At 71.6% G+C, this 14,726-nt stretch carries 13 protein-coding genes; 2 read left to right on the forward strand and 11 right to left on the reverse strand.

Translation table 11 applies throughout. The annotated features are described in order from the left end of the window. Positions 1-51: 51 nt before the first annotated feature. From EAD89_RS26880 to EAD89_RS26890, 3 genes are all read right to left on the reverse strand, one after another. A complete protein-coding gene (locus tag EAD89_RS26880) occupies positions 52-987 on the reverse strand; it encodes an acyl-ACP desaturase (RefSeq protein ID WP_121657134.1) in 936 nt (311 codons plus the stop codon). A 76-nt stretch (positions 988-1,063) separates the two neighbouring features. Beyond that, complete coding sequence (hisS, locus tag EAD89_RS26885) at positions 1,064-2,392, reverse strand: histidine--tRNA ligase (RefSeq protein ID WP_121677671.1); 1,329 nt, start codon at positions 2,390-2,392, stop codon at positions 1,064-1,066. 71 nt (positions 2,393-2,463) lie between these two features. Beyond that, positions 2,464-3,183 (reverse strand): MBL fold metallo-hydrolase, encoded by a 720-nt coding sequence (locus EAD89_RS26890; RefSeq protein WP_121657131.1) that lies wholly within the window; start codon positions 3,181-3,183, stop codon positions 2,464-2,466. Between the two features lie 264 nt (positions 3,184-3,447). Between EAD89_RS26890 and EAD89_RS26895 the strand changes: the two genes are divergently transcribed. Together EAD89_RS26895 and EAD89_RS26900 are read left to right on the forward strand one after the other, a co-directional pair. Then, a complete protein-coding gene (locus tag EAD89_RS26895) occupies positions 3,448-4,332 on the forward strand; it encodes a peptidylprolyl isomerase (protein WP_121657130.1) in 885 nt (294 codons plus the stop codon). Between the two features lie 58 nt (positions 4,333-4,390). After that, a complete protein-coding gene (locus tag EAD89_RS26900) occupies positions 4,391-5,230 on the forward strand; it encodes a peptidylprolyl isomerase (protein WP_121657129.1) in 840 nt (279 codons plus the stop codon). A gap of 66 nt (positions 5,231-5,296) precedes the next feature. Here EAD89_RS26900 and EAD89_RS26905 read toward each other — a convergent pair whose 3' ends face one another. From EAD89_RS26905 to ruvC, 8 genes are all read right to left on the reverse strand, one after another. Continuing rightward, positions 5,297-7,789, reverse strand: coding sequence for a bifunctional (p)ppGpp synthetase/guanosine-3',5'-bis(diphosphate) 3'-pyrophosphohydrolase (locus EAD89_RS26905; protein ID WP_199723603.1), 2,493 nt, complete (start codon positions 7,787-7,789; stop codon positions 5,297-5,299). Positions 7,790-7,982: 193 nt separating this feature from the next. Then, on the reverse strand, positions 7,983-8,549 hold the full coding sequence (locus EAD89_RS26910; protein WP_121657127.1) for an adenine phosphoribosyltransferase: 567 nt from the start codon (positions 8,547-8,549) through the stop codon (positions 7,983-7,985). 102 nt (positions 8,550-8,651) lie between these two features. Next, the gene (secF, locus tag EAD89_RS26915; RefSeq protein ID WP_121677672.1) at positions 8,652-9,845 is read right to left on the reverse strand and encodes a protein translocase subunit SecF; all 1,194 of its coding nucleotides are present in this window, start codon (positions 9,843-9,845) and stop codon (positions 8,652-8,654) included. A 1-nt stretch (position 9,846) separates the two neighbouring features. Further along, positions 9,847-11,766 (reverse strand): protein translocase subunit SecD, encoded by a 1,920-nt coding sequence (gene secD / locus EAD89_RS26920; RefSeq protein WP_199733642.1) that lies wholly within the window; start codon positions 11,764-11,766, stop codon positions 9,847-9,849. A gap of 278 nt (positions 11,767-12,044) precedes the next feature. Beyond that, positions 12,045-12,383: a preprotein translocase subunit YajC gene (gene yajC / locus EAD89_RS26925; protein ID WP_199723548.1), complete on the reverse strand. Its 339-nt coding sequence runs from the start codon at positions 12,381-12,383 to the stop codon at positions 12,045-12,047. Positions 12,384-12,523: 140 nt separating this feature from the next. Then, complete coding sequence (gene ruvB / locus EAD89_RS26930) at positions 12,524-13,591, reverse strand: Holliday junction branch migration DNA helicase RuvB (RefSeq protein ID WP_121677674.1); 1,068 nt, start codon at positions 13,589-13,591, stop codon at positions 12,524-12,526. Beyond that, positions 13,588-14,190: a Holliday junction branch migration protein RuvA gene (ruvA, locus tag EAD89_RS26935; RefSeq protein ID WP_121677675.1), complete on the reverse strand. Its 603-nt coding sequence runs from the start codon at positions 14,188-14,190 to the stop codon at positions 13,588-13,590. The genes ruvB and ruvA overlap by 4 nt, the downstream gene beginning before the upstream one ends. Then, entirely contained in the window at positions 14,187-14,714 is a 528-nt protein-coding gene (gene ruvC / locus EAD89_RS26940; RefSeq protein WP_121677676.1) for a crossover junction endodeoxyribonuclease RuvC, read from the reverse strand. The genes ruvA and ruvC overlap by 4 nt, the downstream gene beginning before the upstream one ends. Between the last annotated feature and the right edge of the window lie 12 nt (positions 14,715-14,726).

Below are 14,726 nucleotides of genomic sequence, written 5' to 3' on the forward strand. Positions count from 1 at the left end.
ATCTACACGAGCCTTATCGTCGGCAGCGTCAGAGGTGTATAAGAGACAGGTTCAGCGCAGGGCTAGGCGGGAGGCGCGGGCATCGCGCTTCTCCTCGAAGCGGGCGGCGGCGCGCTCCAGCGTGTCGAGTTGGCCGGCCAGCTGTTCGCGGGCGGCCTCGCCGTCGGCGTTCAGGCCGGTCACGTTGAACACGTCCCACTGGCGCAGCACCGGCAGCAGCACCTCGTCGCGGTGCTGGCGCAGGTCGTAGATGCCGGCCAGGGCGATCGCCACCGACTTGCGGGCGAAGCCCTCGATGCCGTTGCCCGGCATCTGGAAATCGGCCACCACGTCGGCGACGGCCCGCATGGCCTGACTCGGGGCCAGCTCGAACGCGGCGGCGAGCAGGTTGCGGTAGAAGACCATGTGCAGGTTCTCGTCGGCGGCCACCCGGGCCAGCAGCGCCTCGCAGGCGGGGTCGCCGGTGGCCTTGCCGGTGTTGCGGTGCGAGATCCGGGTGGCCAGCTCCTGGAACGAGACGTACGCCAGCGAGTGCAGCACCTCGTCACCGTGCACGTTCTCGTAGCCCTCGGACATGTGCGTCATCCGGGCCCGCTCCAGCGCCACCGGGTCGACGGCCCGGGTGACCGTCAGGTAGTCGCGGATCGCCGTGCCGTGCCGGCCCTCCTCCGCCGTCCACCGGTGCACCCAGGTGCCCCACGCGCCGTCCCGGCCGAACAGGGTGGCGATCTCGTGGTGGTACGAGGGCAGGTTGTCCTCGGTGAGCAGGTTGACGATCAGCGCCGTGCGGGCCACGTCGGGGATGGTGGAGTCGGTCGGCGACCACGCCTCGCCGCCGAGCGGCCCGTCGAAGGTACGCCCTTCGCTCCACGGCACGTACTCGTGCGGGAACCACTCCTTCGCCAGCGAGAGGTGGCGGTCCAGGTTGCGTGCGACAACCGGCTCCAACTCGACGAGCAGTGCGGTCTGACTCAGCGTGGTGCTCATGGTCACGAGAAACTCCCTACGGTGGCGTAACTTACGCTACCGTAGGTCCCCGCGGCCGTACGCGCCAGTGGAGCGCTCAGCCAACCGCCGGTTTCACATCCTCCCGGGGCGGCATCCACTCCCCCGCACCCGCCGTGACCTGCTCGCCGGAGCGGATGTCCTTCACCTCGTCCGGCGCACCGTCGACACCCGGGAACCAGACGTACGGGATGCCGCGCCGCTCGGCGTAGCGGATCTGCTTGCCGAACTTCGCCGCGCTCGGCGACACCTCGGTCGGCACCCCGCGCCGCCGCAGCGCCTCGGCCACCCGGTTGCTGGCGCCGCGCCGCTCCTCGCTGGTCACCGCGACCAGCACGGCGGTCGGCACCTCGCGGGAGATCGACAGCTCGCCCGCGCCGAAGAGCAGCCCGAGCAGCCGGGTCACGCCGATCGAGATCCCCACCCCGGGGTACGAGGTGGCGCCGGCGCTGGCCAGATTGTCGTACCGGCCGCCGGAGCAGATCGAGCCGAACCGCTCGTAGCCGCGCAGCTGGGTCTCGTAGACCGTGCCGGTGTAGTAGTCCAGGCCACGGGCGATGCGCAGGTCCGCCACGCAGAGGCCGGGCGAGTGCTCGGCGGCGGTCTCCACCACCCGCACCAGCTCCTCGATGCCCTCGTCGAGCAGCGGGTCGGTGACGCCCAGCGCGCGCACGGCGTCGGCGAACGAGGCGTCCGGGGCGGAGATCTCGGCCAGCGCCAGGCACGCCTTGGCCTGCGCCTCGCTCGCCCCGGCGGTCTGGGCGAGCAGCTCGGCCACCTTCGCCGGGCCGATCTTGTCGAGCTTGTCCACCGCGCGCAGCGTCGCCTCCGGGTCGGTCAGCCCGATGCCCCGGTAGAAACCCTCACAGATCTTGCGGTTGTTGACCTGGATCGTCACCGGCGGGATCGGCAGCGCGCCCAGCGCGTCCCCGATCACCAGCGGCATCTCCGCCTCGTGGTGCGGGGCCAGAGTGTCCCGGTCGACGATGTCGATGTCGGCCTGGACGAACTCCCGGTAACGCCCCTCCTGCGGCCGCTCGCCCCGCCACACCTTCTGGATCTGGTAGCGGCGGAACGGGAAGGTGAGCTTGCCGGCGTTCTCCAGCACGTACCGGGCGAACGGCACCGTGAGGTCGAAGTGCAGGCCGAGCTGGTCGTCGCCGCCGGTCCCCTCGGCGTCGGCGTGCAGCCGCCGGATCACGTAGACCTCCTTCGAGGTCTCGCCCTTGCGCAGCAGCTGGTCCAGCGGCTCCACCGCGCGCGTCTCCAGCGGGGCGAAACCGTACAGCTCGAAGGTGGCCCGGATCCGGTCGAGCACGAACTGCTCGATCATCCGCTGGCCGGGGGTCCACTCCGGGAAGCCGGAGATGGGCGTGGGCTTGCTCATCGGCGTACTCCTTGCGATCCCGCGCCCGCGGCGCGGTGGTGTCGTGGGTCCGCGCGCGGCGCGGACGAGATCTAGAGGCCCCGGGTGGGCGCCGCCGGTCGGCCGCCGCCGACCTGCGCCACCTCGATGAGGTACGGGTTGCTGGCGCGCTCACGGCCGATGGTGGTGCTGGGGCCGTGGCCGGGCAGCACGACGGTGTCGTCGGCCAGCGGGAGGATCTTGTCGCGCAGGCTGGTGAGCATCGCCGGCATGCTGCCGCCGGGCAGGTCGGTGCGACCGATCGAGCCGGCGAAGAGCACGTCGCCGGAGAGGCACAGCTCCTCGGCGTCCCAGCCCGACCCGGCGGCGGGCAGCCGGAACAGCACCGACCCGCCGGTATGGCCCGGTGCATGGTCGACGGCGATCTCCAGGCCGGCCAGCGCGAGGGTGGCGCCGTCGGTCAGCTCCGCCACGTCCTCCGGCTCGGTGTAGCTCAACCGGCCGCCGAAGAGCGAGGTCAGATCGGTCGAGAGGCCCTTGGCCGGGTCGGCCAGCATCTCCCGGTCGCCGGGGTGGACGTACGCGGTGATGCCGCGGGCACCGCAGACCGGCGCGACCGAGAAGGTGTGGTCGAGGTGGCCGTGGGTGAGCAGCACGGCGGCGGGATGCAGGCGGTGCTCGGCGAGCAGGGCGTCGAGCTGGTCGAGCACCCCGATGCCGGGGTCGACCACCACGCACTGCTCCCCCGGCGCCGTGGCCACCACATAGCAGTTGGTGCCGAAGGCGTCCGCGGGAAAGCCGGCCACGAGCACGGGCGCTGTCCTTCCGTCGAGCTGTCGTCCTGCCAGCAGCCTAACCGGCGGGCCCGGCGGGTTTGCCGCGTCCCGTCCCACCCGTCCCTCCGAGCACAGTGACATCGCCCGATAAGGGCTGCTGGCGGCGGGGTGGACCTCGTACACCACATTCCCAGTCGCTAGCCGTACACTCTGGCGGGCGTGTGGCGCGGCACACGTGACGCCTGACGGGCCGGGACGCCCGGCCGCCGGGGACGACCAGGTAGAGGAAGGGGAGCACGGGTGGCTTCCAGCAGGGACCGGCAGCGCAAACTGGCGCGGGAGAAGCTCGACCGGCAGTTGGCCCGCCGGGCCGCCGCCACGCGGCGCCGTCGGCAGATCCAGGCCGGTGTCGGCGCGGTCGTGGTCCTCGTGCTGATCGTGGCCGGCTCGGCCTGGGCGCTCGGGGCGTTCGACTCCGACCCGAAGCAGAACACGGCCGCTGAGGACACCTGCCTCTGGACGCCGCAGGACGCGACGGCCAACACCAACCTCAAGGACGTCGGCACCCCGGAGACCAAGGGCCTGCCCACCGACGGCACCCGGGCGATGACCGTGACCACCAACCAGGGCGCGCCGATCACCGCCGAGTTGAACCTGACCAACTCACCGTGTGCCGCGGCGAGCATCGCCCACCTGGCGAGCCGGTCGTTCTACGACAACACCAAGTGCCACGAGATCACCGCCGACGGCGCGCTGCGCTGCGGCGACCCCAGCGGCACCGGCCTCGGCGGGCCGACCTACTCGTTCTACGACGAGGACGTGCCGACCGTGCCGTCCGCGTCGCCGTCGGCCAGCCCGGCGCCCGGCCAGCCGCCCACGTACCCGAAGGGGACCGTGGCGATGATCTCCAACCCGCCGGGCAGCAACGGCAGCCAGTTCCTGATCTTCTTCAAGGACTTCACCACCACCGACCCGAAGTACCCCGTGATCGGCCGGGTGACCGGCGGGCTGGACGTGGTGGAGAAGATCGGGGCCCTGCCGACCGTGGACAATGGGACGGGGGCCAAGGTCAAGCCCAAGACCGACGTGGTGATCCAGAGCCTCACCGTTGGTGAGCCGGTCACCGCCGCGGCACCGTCGCCGTCGGCCTCCGGCACCCCGGCCAGCAGCCCGAGCGCCGGCTGACCGTGGCGCCACCCCACCCGAGCGGCACCCAGAAGCAGACAGCCAGGAGGATCCAGGCGTGACGTCCACCAGAGAGCGGCAGCGCGCGGCGGCACGCGCCCGGCTCGAGAAGGAGATGGCCGAGCGCTCGGCCAGGGCCCGCAAGCGTCGCCAGACGCAGGCGATCATCGGCGCGGGCGCCGCGCTGGTGCTCGTGGTCGCCGGCACCGTCTGGCTGGCGATGAGCCTCGGCGGCGACGACGACAAGGCCGACACCGCCGCCCAGGCGCCCGGCGCGTCCGAGTGCGCCTACAACCAGGTGCCCGCCGACCAGCGGAGCCCGCAGCTCAAGGACGTCGGGGTGCCGAGCAACGAGCAGTCCGGCACCGGCGTGCAGACCATGACGATCGACACGAACCTGGGCCCGATCACGGCCAAGGTCGACCGGTCGCTGGTGCCGTGCACGGCGGGCAGCTTCACCCACCTCGCGGAGAAGAACTTCTTCGACAACACGAAGTGCCACCGGATGGTGACCGAGGGCATCAAGGTGTTGCAGTGCGGTGACCCCAGCGCCACCGGCAAGGGCTGGCGGGAGACCGACGGCACGGGCGGCCCGACCTACCGGCTGCCCGAGGAGAACCTGCCCACCGACAAGCGCCCGCCGTACCCGGAGGGTGTCATCGCGATGGCCAACTCCGGCCAGCCGGGCAGCACCGGCAGCCAGTTCTTCATCGTCTACGGCGACTCGCCGCTGGACCCGGCGTACACGGTGCTCGGCAACATCACCGGTGGCCTGGACATCGTCAAGGACGTGGCCAAGGCCGGCGACGACGGGGCGTTCGCCCCGCAGCCCGGTGGTGGGCACCCGAAGAAGGAGGTCATCATCAAGGACCTCACGATGAGCGCGCCGCAGGGCTGACACCCGAGGAGACAACGAAGCGCCCGCCGGCTGAGCCGGCGGGCGCTTTCGTGTCCGGGGTACGCCTCAGGCGCCGGAGGTGACCCGGTAGGCGTCGAAGACGCCGTCGACCTTGCGGACCGTGGCCAGCAGGTGGCCCAGGTGCTTCGGGTCGGCCATCTCGAAGCTGAACCGGCTCACCGCCACCCGGTCGCGGGTGGTGGTGACCGTGGCGGACAGGATGTTGACCCGCTCGTCGGAGAGCACCCGGGTGACGTCGGCCAGCAGCTTGTGCCGGTCCAGGGCTTCGACCTGGATGGCCACCAGGAACGTCGAGGCGGAGGTGAGCTTCCAACTCACCTCGACGACCCGCTCGGCCTGCGCCCGCAGGTCCTCGGCGTTGGCGCAGTCGTCGCGGTGCACGCTCACCCCGCCGGAGCGGGTGACGAAGCCGAACACCGAATCCGGTGGCACCGGGGTGCAGCAGCGGGCCAGCTTGATCCAGACGTCACTGACGCCCCGAACCACCACACCCGGATCGCTGCTGCTCTGCCGACTGCGCGGCGGCCGTGTGGCGACGGCGGTCTCGGCGATGTCCTCCGCCGCGCCCTCCTCGCCGCCGTACGCGGCCATCAGCTTCTGCACCACCGACTGCGCGGAGACCTGGCTGTCGCCGACCGCCGCGTAGAGCGACGCCACGTCGGCCAGGTGCAGGTCCCGGGCGATCGACATCAGCGCGTCGGAGGTGAGCATCCGCTGCAACGGCATGCCCTGCTTGCGCATCGCCTTGACGATCGCGTCCTTGCCGGCCTCGATCGCCTCCTCGCGCCGCTCCTTGTTGAAGTACTGGCGGATCTTCGTACGCGCGCGGGGGCTCTTGACGAAGCCCAGCCAGTCCTGCGTCGGGCCGGCGGTCTCCGACTTCGAGGTGAAGATCTCGATCACGTCGCCGTTGGAGAGCGTCGACTCCAGCGGCACCAGCTTGCCGTTGACCCGCGCGCCGATGCACTTGTGCCCGACCTCGGTGTGCACCGCGTACGCGAAGTCCACCGGCGTCGACCCGGTCGGCAGCGGGATGACGTCACCCTTCGGGGTGAAGACGTACACCTCCTGGCTCGACAGGTCGAAGCGCAGCGCGTCGAGGAACTCGCTCGGGTCGGCCGCCTCGCGCTGCCAGTCGAGCAGTTGCCGCAGCCAGGTCATCTCGTCGATGTGCGCAGGCGGGCCCACGATCTGGGTGCCCTTGTGCTCCTTGTACTTCCAATGCGCGGCGATGCCGAACTCCGCGGTGCGGTGCATCGCGTACGTGCGGATCTGCATCTCCACCGGCTTGCCGGTGGGCCCGATGACCGTCGTGTGCAACGACTGGTACATGTTGAACTTGGGCATGGCGATGTAGTCCTTGAACCGGCCCGGCACCGGCTGCCAGTTGGCGTGGATCACGCCCAGCGCGGCGTAGCAGTCCCGAACCGTGTCGACCAGGATCCGCACGCCGACCAGGTCGTAGATGTCGTTGAAGTCGCGACCCCGCACGATCATCTTCTGGTAGATCGAGTAGAGGTGCTTCGGCCGGCCGGTGGTCTCCGCCTTGATCTTGGCGGCCTTCAGGTCGGTCTGCACCTTCTGCGTCACCTGGCGCAGCAGCGCCTCGCGCTGCGGCTGGTGCTCCCCGATCAGCCGGTTGATCTCCTCGTAGCGCTTCGGGAACAGCGTGCCGAAGGCCAGATCCTCCAGCTCCCACTTGATCGTGTTCATACCCAGCCGGTGGGCCAGCGGGGCCAGGATCTCCAGCGTTTCCTTGGCCTTCTGCTCCTGCTTGGGACGGGGCAGGAAGGTCAGGGTCCGCATGTTGTGCAGCCGGTCGGCCAGCTTGATCACCAGCACCCGCGGGTCCTTGGCCATGGCCACGACCATCTTGCGGATCGTCTCGGCCTTGGCCGCGTCGCCCAGCTTGACCTTGTCCAGTTTGGTGACGCCGTCGACCAGCAGGGCGACCTCGCCGCCGAAGTCGGCGCGCATCTGGTCGAGGGTGTACTCGGTGTCCTCGATGGTGTCGTGCAACAGCGCGGCGACCAGCGTGGTGGTGTCCATCCCCAGGTTGCCCAGGATGGTGGCCACCGCGAGCGGGTGGGTGATGTACGGGTCGCCGGACTTGCGGTACTGCCCGGAATGCCACCGCGCGGCCGTGTCGAAGGCGCGCTGGAGCAGCCGGGCGTCGGCCTTCGGGTGATTTTCCCGGTGGCTGGCGATGAGCGGCTCCAGCACCTCGCTGACCTGCGAGGTCTGCCACGGCGCGTTGAAGCGGGCCAGCCGCGCCCGGACCCGACGCCCGGTGGGCGCGTTGGACAGCCCGAAGCCGCCGCTCGGCGACGGGTCGAGCCCGGCGTCGGTCGGGAACGGGACCACGACACCGTCGGCCCCGGGGGACGCCTCGACGGCGCCGGCGGTCGGAAGCACCGCGCCCTCGGCCGGAGCCTTGCCGGAGCCGTTGCCGGCGCCCGTCACCCTGGTCGGCGCGTCACCGTTCCGGTCCGTCACCGAGCCGTCAGCGTCGCCTGTCGGGTGCACCGTGCCCTCCACCGGAGGGACGACATCGTGGGACACCGGCCTCCTCACCGCTCGCCGGAACACACCGGCCGTACGTCGGCCGGCCTGGTCTCGCGCCGCCGGACGGCGTACCGCCGGCGTCAGCAAAGGGCAATGCTACCCGCACGGACGGTCCCCTGCCGCTCCGCCGGACGGTCGGCGCCCGGTCCGCCCGACGGGTCGGCGCTCAAACGGTCAGCAGGGCATGGACGGGACGCGGGGCCAGCCGCTTCCGGGCGCCCAGGAAGGCGAGCTCCAGCAGCACGGTGAAACCGGTGACGGTCCCCCCGGCCCGCTCCACCAGGTCCAGCGTCGCCTCGGCGGTGCCACCGGTGGCCAGCACGTCGTCGACCACCAGCACCCGGTGCCCGGCCGTGAAGGCGTCCTCGTGCACCTCCAGGGTGGCTTCGCCGTACTCCAGGGCGTAGGAGACCGAGTGGGCCGGGCGGGGCAGCTTGCCGGCCTTGCGCACCGGCACCACACCCACCCCGGCCGCGTACGCGACGGCCGCCGCGACGACGAACCCGCGCGCTTCGATGCCGACCACCACGTCGAAGCTGTCCCGCCCGTGGTACGCGATGATCCCGTCGGTCACCTCGCGGAACGCCGCACCGTCGGCGAACAGCGGCATCAGGTCCTTGAACAGGACACCGGGCTGGGGGAAGTCGGGCACGTCCAGCACCCGGCTGGCCACCAGCCGGGCGGTCTCCGGGCCGCTGTCCCCGTGCGGCACGGTGCTGTGGGTCTCCGTCACGGCTGTTCCGTTTCCTTCCAACGACGACGGCGTCCGGATGCTGCTCGCACAGCATGCCGGACGCCGTTCGGGCGTTTCCTGCCGGGGCGACCCCGGGGCCGGTCAGCGCCGCTTGGCGCCACCCGGCCGGTTGCCGCCGCCACCCGGGCGACCGCCCCGGGCGCCGGTCGACCGCTTGCCCGCCGGACGGGCGCCCACCTTGGGGGCGGCGCCGGCCAGCGCGGCGGAGTCCGGGTCGACCGGGGTGTCCGCACCGTCGGCCTGGGCCGGGCTCGGGGCGCCCTTCGGCGTGACCTCGCCACGGGACAGCGCGCCCCGGCGGGCCAGCACCCGCTTGTTGTGGGCCTGGATCCGCGGGTCGTAGTTCTTCAGCAGCGCCAAAAGCGGGGTGGCCACCAGGATGGAGGTCAGGAACGCCACCGCCATACCGACGAACAGCACCAGGCCGAGGTCCTTCAGCGTGCCGGCGCCGAGCAGACCGGCGCCGATGAAGAGCAGACCACCGACGGGCAGCAGGGCGACCACCGACGTGTTCAGCGACCGCATCAGGCTCTGGTTGACGGCCAGGTTGGCCGCCTCGCCGTACGTCTGGTTGTTGTTGGCGGTGATGCCCCGGGTGTTCTCCTGAACCTTGTCGAAGACCACCACCACGTCGTAGAGCGCGAAGCCCAGGATCGTGAGGAAGCCGATGATCGTCGACGGGGTGACCTCGAAGCCGACCAGCGAGTAGATGCCGGCGGTGAGGATCAGGTTCATGAACAGCGAGGCGACCGCGGCGACCGCCATCCGCCACTCGAAGCGCAGGATCAGGTAGACCATCACCAGCGCGATGAAGATGATCAGGCCGAGGACGGCCCGCTCGGTCACCTGGCTGCCCCACGCCTCGCTGACCTGGTTGCCGCTGATCTGAGCCGGCTCGATGCCGAGGTCCTCGGCGATCTGGGCCTTGACGGCATTGGCCTGCTCGGCGCTGAGCTGCCCGGTGCGCAGCTCGTAGGAGTCGCCGCCGGGGCCGCCGACCTTCTGGGCGGTGGCCACGTGGGCGCCGGTGTTCTCGGCGGCGAGGGCCGAGTTGACCTCCTCCTCGGCCTGCTCCAGGGTGCCGACGCTGGCCGGCACCTGGAACGAGTTGCCGCCGGCGAACTCGATGCCGAGGCTGAAGCCACGAATCGAGAAGCTGAGGATCGCGATCAGGACCAGGACTCCGGCGACGCCGAACCAGAGCTTGCGCCGGCCGACGACGTTGAGACCGGCCTCGCCGTTGTAGAGGCGGCTCGCCAGACCGTTCTGAGCCATCTCAGGCCTCCTTGGCGCGCGGGTTGCGGGGCTGAGTCTGCTGGTTGCGGGCCGGAAGCGCCCGACCCAGACCGCTGACCCGCGGGGACAGGAACGCCCGGGTCCGGGCGAACATCGTCATGATCGGGTGCCGGAAGAGGAAGACCACGACCAGGTCCAGCACGGTGGCCAGGCCGAGGGCGAACGCGAAGCCCTTGACCGTGCCGACCGAGACCACGTAGAGCACCACCGCGGAGAGCAGGGTGATCGCGTTGGCCGAGATGATCGTGCGGCGGGCCCGCATCCAGGCACGGGGCACCGCGCTGCGCGGACTGCGCCCCTCCCGGATCTCGTCCTTCAATCGTTCGAAGTAGATGACGAACGAGTCCGCCGCCACACCGAGCGAGACGATCATGCCGGCGATGCCGGCGAGGGTGAGCGTGAAGCCGATCTGCCGGCCGAGCACCACCAGCGCGCCGAAGACCAGCAGCGCGGAGAGGATCAGGCTCAGGAAGATCACCGAGCCGAGCAGCCGGTAGTAGAAGAACGCGTAGATGATGACCAGCAGCATGCCGATGCCGGCCGCCAGCAGACCGGCGCGCAGGTGGCTGGCGCCCAGGGTGGCGGTGACGTTCTGCTGCTCCTGCTGCTCGAAGGTCACCGGCAGCGCGCCGTAGCGCAGCTGGCTGGCCAGAGCGCTGGCGTCCTTCTGGTTGAAGTTGCCGGTGATCTGGGAGTTGCCGGTCAGCACGCCCTGGATCTCCGGGGAGGAGACGATCTCGTTGTCCAGCACGACGGCCACCCGGCACTTGCCGTCCTGACCCAGCGCGGTCGCGTCGCAGGCCTGGCCCTCGTTGGTGAACGCCTCACGGGTGAGGGCGGTCCACTTGCCCTGGCCGTCGCCGGTGAAGTCGAGGCTGACCACCCAGGCGTTGGTCTGGTCGAGCACCGCGTCGGCGTCGGACACGTCGGTGCCCAGCACCTTGGCCTGGTCGAGCAGATACTTCGAGGCGCCGTCCTCGCAGGAGACGACCTGCTGCTTCGGGTCGGAGATCGACGCCGGCGGGCGCTTGTCGAGCTGCGCGCAGCCGATCGTCGGCACGTTGAACTGCATCTGCGCCGGCAGCACCGCCACCTCCTGCGGCGACAGCGTGCCGAACGGCTTGAGCGTGTCGGCCAGCGACGGGTCGGCGCTCAGGTCGGCGGGGGCCTGCAGTTTGCTGGCAGCCTGCCAGGCGGGAGCGCCGACCTTCTGCTCGACGGCCTTGCGCTGCTCCTCGATGCTGGCCGGCACCGGCTCCGCGCTGGCGCTCGGCGACGGCGCGGCGGCGCTCGGCGAGGCCGAGGCCGAGGCCGAGGGGGTCGGCGTGGCGCTGGCGCTGGGCGCCGGGGCCATCCCGCCCTGCCCGCCGCTCGGCGAGGTCGTCACCTTCGGCGCGGCGCTGCCCGACGGGGTCGGGGTCGCGCTGCCGGACGGGGCCGGGCTGGCGCTGCCCGAGGGGGCCGGCGTGGCGGCCGGCGGCGGCACCGTGGCCGCCCCGCTGCCGTCGGCGGCCTTGATCACCTTGCGGAAGCGCAGCTCGGCCGCGCTGCCCACGTCGGTGAGGTCCCGGTTTTCACCGGGCAGGGAGATGACGATGTTCCGGTTGCCCTCGGTGACCACCTCGGCCTCGGCAACGCCGAACGCGTTGACCCGGCTCTCGATGATCTGGCGGGCCTCCTCGAGGTTCTCCGCCGTCGGGGGCTTGCCGTCGACGCTGTTGGTCGCCTCCAGCGTCACCCGGGTGCCGCCGATGAGGTCCAGGCCGAGCCGGGGCTCGAGCCGGTCCTTCAAGCTGCCGCTGGCGCCGGAGAAGAACACCAGAAGATAGAGGACGACGAAGATGAACCCGAGCACGGCGAGCTGCCGCCCGGGGCGCATCTGTCCCTGAGGTGGTGCCACGGTTGTCCTGTCTCCCTGTACGGTCGCGCCGCTGCGCGCGGCGGCGGCGGGTGTCGGGCCGGGGGTCCCGGCCGACGGGTCTGACCTGGGCCGGCGAGGGAGCCGGCACGATGGCCGGACGCGCCGGCGCGGGACGCCGACGGTCACGGGTGCGTGCCGACGCCCGGCGTCGACCCAACTATCCAGTTTTCACGTCACGTCCGCTGCCCCGTCGGGCGCGGTGGCCCCGAGGGCCGCCGACCGGCCGTACGCCGGACCCGCCACCCCCGAGGGGAGGGTCACTCCTTGACGGTGTCCGCGTCCTCGGTGACCGGCTCGCTCGGCAGCTCGGCGCGGGTGACCACCCGGGCGATGGCCGGCCGGGCGTAGCGGGTCTGCACGCCCGGGGCGACCTCGATCAGGACGGTGTCGTCCTCGATGCCGGTGACCGTGCCGTAGAGCCCACCGATGGTCACGACCTCGTCGCCGGGGCCGAGGTTCGACTGCATCGCCTCCGCCTCACGACGGCGCTTCTGCTGGGGGCGGATCATCATGAAGTACATGACACCGAAGAGCAGGGCGATCATCAGGATCGGCGTGAAGCTGCCGGCCCCGCCACCCGCTGCTGCGTAAAGCACGGTTACTGACCTTCCCATTGGCCACCTGCCCGGCACATGGGGTGCCGGAGCGGAGGCGGATTCTCACGTCCTGTACAGACCGCGGCGAAGTCTAATCCCTGCACCTGAGAACACCGAATGCGGTGCAGATCACGTTCACATCACGGCTGTTCGGCGTCCAACGAGAACAGATCGGGCGCCGTTGGGACATCCACCCCAAATGTACCATTCGGTGGCGTTCGGCCCAGATGCCGCCAGGCCGCCTCGGTGGCCACCCGGCCGCGCGGGGTACGGGCCAGCAGGCCGGCGCGCACCAGGAACGGCTCGCAGACCTCCTCGACCGTGTCCGGCTGCTCCCCCACCGCCACGGCGAGGGTGGACAGCCCCACCGGACCGCCCCGGAACGAGTCGACCAGCGCCGTCAGCACCGCCCGGTCCAGCCGGTCCAGGCCGAGCGCGTCCACGTCGTACACGGTCAACGCGGCGCGGGCCGTACCCAGGTTGACCACGCCCTCGGCCCGCACCTCCGCGTAGTCGCGGACCCGGCGCAGCAGCCGGTTGGCGATCCGCGGGGTGCCCCGGGAACGACCGGCGATCTCAGCCGCGCCCTCAGCGGTGATCGGCACACCGAGAATCCGCGCCGAGCGGTGCAGCAGCGTCTCCAGGTCCGCCGGGGCGTAGAAGTCCAGGTGCGCGACGAAGCCGAACCGGTCCCGCATCGGCCCGGTCAGCAGGCCCGACCGCGTGGTCGCCCCGACCAGGGTGAACGGCTCGACGTCCAGCGGAATGGCGGTCGCGCCCGGACCCTTGCCGACCACCACGTCGACCCGGAAATCCTCCATCGCGCTGTACAGCAGCTCCTCCGCCGGCCGCGCGATGCGGTGGATCTCGTCGATGAACAGCACGTCACCCTCGGCGAGGCTGGTCAGGATCGCCGCCAGGTCGCCGGAGCGCTCGATCGCCGGGCCACTGGTCACCCGGATGCCCGAGCCCAGCTCGGCCGCGACGATGTTGGCCAGGCTGGTCTTGCCCAGGCCGGGCGGGCCGGAGAGCAGGATGTGGTCCGGCGGGGAGCCCCGCCGCATGGCGCCCTGCAACAACAGGTCGAGCTGATCGCGGACCCGGTCCTGAGCGATGAACTCGGCCAGCCGCTTGGGCCGTACGGTGGCCTCCGCGTCCCGGTCGGCGTCACTGACGTACGCCGAGACGAGCCCCTCGGTCTCACTCATCGGGTACGACCCAGCAGGCGGATGGCCTGCCGGAGCAGGACCGGCACGGGCGGGGTCTCGCCGTCGACGGTCTCCGCCACCGCCGCCACCGCCTGGTCGGCCTGCCCGGCCGTCCAGCCCAGCCCGATGAGCGCCTGGCGGACCTGCTCGGGCCAGCTGCCACCGGTCACCCCGGCCGCGCCGTCGGCGCCGATCGGCACCGGGCCGATCCGGTCGCGCAGCTCCAGCACCAGCCGCTCGGCGCCCTTCTTGCCGATTCCGGGCACCCGGGTCAGCGCGGCGGTGTCGGCGTTGGCGATCGCCTTGCGCACCGCGTCCGGGCTGTGCACGGCAAGCACCGCCTGGGCCAGCCTCGGGCCGACCCCACTGGCGGTCTGGAGCAGCTCGAACAGCGACTTGGCGTCGTCGTCGGCGAAGCCGTAGAGGGTCAGCGAATCCTCCCGGACGACCAGGCTGGTGGCGAGCCGGGCGCTCTGGCCGATCCGCAGCTCGGCGATGAGCCCGGGGGCGCAGTGCACGGCCAGGCCGACCCCGCCGACCTCGATCACGGCCTGGTCCGGCCCTGTCGCGGTCACCGTGCCGCGCACGCTGGCGATCATCGCGCTCCTCCTCGTCGTGCCCGGTCGGCGGCGGCGGCCAGCTTGGAGCGGGTCCCGCCGCGCCAGATGTGGCAGATGGCCAGGGCGAGCGCGTCGGCGGCGTCGGCCGGCTTCGGCGGCTCGGCCAGCCGCAGCAGCCGCGTCACCATGGCGGTCATCTGCGCCTTGTCGGCCTGACCGGAGCCGGTCACCGCCGCCTTCACCTCGCTCGGGGTGTACGTCTGCACCGGCAGCCCGGCGCGCGCCCCGGCCAGCACGGCGATGCCGCTGGCCTGCGCGGTGCCCATCACCGTGCGGACGTTGTGCTGGCTGAACACCCGCTCGACGGCGACGCTCTCCGGTCGGTGCTCGGCGACCAGGTCGGTCAGCGACCGGTCCAGGTGCAGCAGCCGCAGCGACAGGTCGTCGGCCGGGTCGGTGTAGATCACGTAGTAGGCGATCAGGGTGCAGGGTCGCCCGGGCACCCCGTCGACGACGCCGACTCCGCACCGGGTCAACCCAGGGTCAACCCCGAGAACCCGCACGCCGCCCCCTCC

This window comes from Micromonospora sp. BL4, assembly GCF_003667505.1.
Taxonomy (GTDB): Bacteria; Actinomycetota; Actinomycetes; order Mycobacteriales; family Micromonosporaceae; genus Micromonospora.

Excerpts from the sequence above, each read along its gene's own strand:
- EAD89_RS26880 (WP_121657134.1), bottom strand. The coding sequence starts at position 987 with ATGAGCACCACGCTGAGTCAGACCGCACTGCTCGTCGAGTTGGAGCCG.
- hisS (WP_121677671.1), bottom strand. The coding sequence starts at position 2,392 with ATGAGCAAGCCCACGCCCATCTCCGGCTTCCCGGAGTGGACCCCCGGC.
- secF (WP_121677672.1), bottom strand. The coding sequence starts at position 9,845 with ATGGCTCAGAACGGTCTGGCGAGCCGCCTCTACAACGGCGAGGCCGGT.
- ruvB (WP_121677674.1), bottom strand. The coding sequence starts at position 13,591 with ATGAGTGAGACCGAGGGGCTCGTCTCGGCGTACGTCAGTGACGCCGAC.
- ruvA (WP_121677675.1), bottom strand. The coding sequence starts at position 14,190 with ATGATCGCCAGCGTGCGCGGCACGGTGACCGCGACAGGGCCGGACCAG.